Source organism: Bacillota bacterium, from assembly GCA_012842395.1.
In the GTDB taxonomy this organism is placed as follows: Bacteria; Bacillota; SHA-98; order UBA4971; family UBA4971; genus UBA6256.
On record DUSX01000061.1, the window covers coordinates 1 to 2,065 of the forward strand.

The window sequence follows — 2,065 nt, forward strand, 5'->3', positions numbered from 1 at the left end:
GGGCAGTGATATCTGAACTCACACCCAAACAAAAAGTCTTACGTAAGGGAGAGGAGTTACCATGACAGAGGTCATGCTTCTGAAGATCATCTCGGTTGCTGCCATTTGCATCATCGTGTGCGTCGCTGCGCTTGTGGCCGGGTTGGGCGACGCCCATGTGGCTGGAAAGGCCGTGGATGGCATCGCCCGCCAGCCTGAAGCCAAGGCGTCCATCTTCTCGACAATGCTCATAGGCGTCGGCCTGGTCGAGGCGACGCCCATCATAGCGCTGGTAGTGGCGCTCATCCTCCTCTATGCCAACCCGTTCCTGGGCTGACCACGAGGTCGGCCTGCTGGCGGCCGACAGGATGCCACTGCGGCTGCCTGACTCTTGTTCGGAGGAGGCATTCAGAGGGGGAATCAAGTTTGATTCAGATCGATATGACCTTTTTCGCGAGCATACTGAACTTCCTGCTGCTCACGGCGCTCCTCACATTCTTTCTCTACAGGCCGGTCCGTAAGTTCATGATGGACCGCCAGGACCGCATAAAGCGGTCCCTTGAGGAAGCCGCGCAGAGCCGCGCCGAAAGCGCGAAGATGAAGCAGGAGTATGAAGCCCGCCTCGCCCAGGTGAGTCGCGAGGCGCAGGACATCATCGAGAAGGCCGTTGTCCAGGGGGAGCGCGCGCAGGCCGAGATCCTGGATGCCGCGCGCAAGGAGGCAAAGGCCATTCTCGAACAAGCGAGAGCTGAGGCGGCCCGGGAGCGGCAGGTGGCCTTCGAGGCGCTGCGAGATGAGATTGTGGACCTCGTCATATCCACGGCGAGGGTGGTTACCGGGAAGAAGGTCGATTCCGCCGATGACGAGGCCATTGTAAAGCGCCTCTTAGAGGAAGGCTGGCTCAGCGACGCGGGGGAGCGGGAACTATGAAACCCATCAGGAAGAGGACACAGCCGCCGGCAAAGCGGCCGGTACGCGTCATCGCTAGGACCGCGAGGCCTCTCGCCCCCGAGGTTGAGGAGCGGATCCGCACGTACCTGTCAGAGGCGCTGGGGCGGCCCGTCGCGATGTTTTTCGAGCAAGATCCCTCCCTTCTGGGTGGGATCGCCCTTCAGATGGGCAACACCGTTGTAGACGCGAGCCTGAGCCGATGGCTGGAGGAGCTTCGGGCCAAACTCGCCGACCATCTTCGCGCTGCGGTGACGATCCCGGCGCCGGGGGAGCCTGGGGGTGTGGGCCTTTCGCGCGAGACCCTCAGGTCCGCTATCGAGCTGGTCAGGAGCTATACGCCGGCTCCCGTGGTGGAAGAAGTGGGCACCGTAGTCGCCGTCGGCGACGGCGTCGCAAGGGTGAGCGGCCTTCCGTCCGCCATGGCCGGAGAGCTCGTGGTGTTTGACGGGGGCGGCGAGGGGATGGTGCTCGACCTGGACGTGGACGCTGTGGGCTGCATCGTCCTCAGCGGCGGGGACAGGATCGTCGAAGGGACCGTCGTCCGGTGCACGGGAAGGGTGGCAGACGTCCCTGTGGGCGAGGAACTCCTCGGCCGCGTGGTAAACCCCCTCGGCGACCCGGTGGACGGGAAGGGGCCCATCCTTGCTCGCACCAGGCGTCAGATCGAGGGGCCCGCGCCCGGCGTTGCGGACCGTGAGCCCGTGAGCGTGCCGCTCCAGACGGGCATCCTCGCGGTGGATGCCATGGTGCCCATCGGGCGAGGGCAGCGCGAGCTCATCATCGGCGACCGGCAGACTGGGAAGACGTCCATCGCGGTGGATGCCATAATCAGCCAGAAGGGTTCGGGGGTGCTCTGCGTCTACGTCGCGATAGGCCAGAAGGCCTCCAGCATAGCCCAGACCGTGAGTGTGCTCGAAGAGCATGGAGCGCTTCCCTATACAATTGTCGTCGCAGCATCCGCAAGCGACCCTGCGCCGCTTCAATACGTCGCCCCGTATGCTGGGTGTGCCATGGCTGAACACTTCATGTACAGCGGCAAGGACGTGCTCATAGTCTATGACGACCTCTCGAAGCACGCGGCCGCCCACAGAGAGGTGGCGCTGCTGCTTCGCAGGCCCCCTGGCCGGGAGGCCTA

At 64.0% G+C, this 2,065-nt stretch carries 3 protein-coding genes; all 3 read left to right on the top strand.

Going from position 1 to position 2,065, the window contains the following annotated elements; genetic code table 11:
* The first annotated feature begins 61 nt into the window (after nt 1-61).
* Entirely contained in the window at nt 62-316 is a 255-nt protein-coding gene (gene atpE / locus GX515_13490; protein HHY34006.1) for an ATP synthase F0 subunit C, read from the top strand.
* Between the two features lie 89 nt (nt 317-405).
* A complete protein-coding gene (gene atpF / locus GX515_13495; GenBank protein HHY34007.1) occupies nt 406-909 on the top strand; it encodes a F0F1 ATP synthase subunit B in 504 nt (167 codons plus the stop codon).
* A gap of 185 nt (nt 910-1,094) precedes the next feature.
* Nucleotides 1,095-2,065, top strand: a 971-nt coding sequence (locus GX515_13500; protein HHY34008.1) for a hypothetical protein, incomplete at its 3' end; no start/stop codon positions are given.

What these genes read in the sequence shown, in the direction of transcription:
- atpE (HHY34006.1), top strand. Translation starts at nt 62, where the DNA reads ATGACAGAGGTCATGCTTCTGAAGATCATCTCGGTTGCTGCCATTTGC.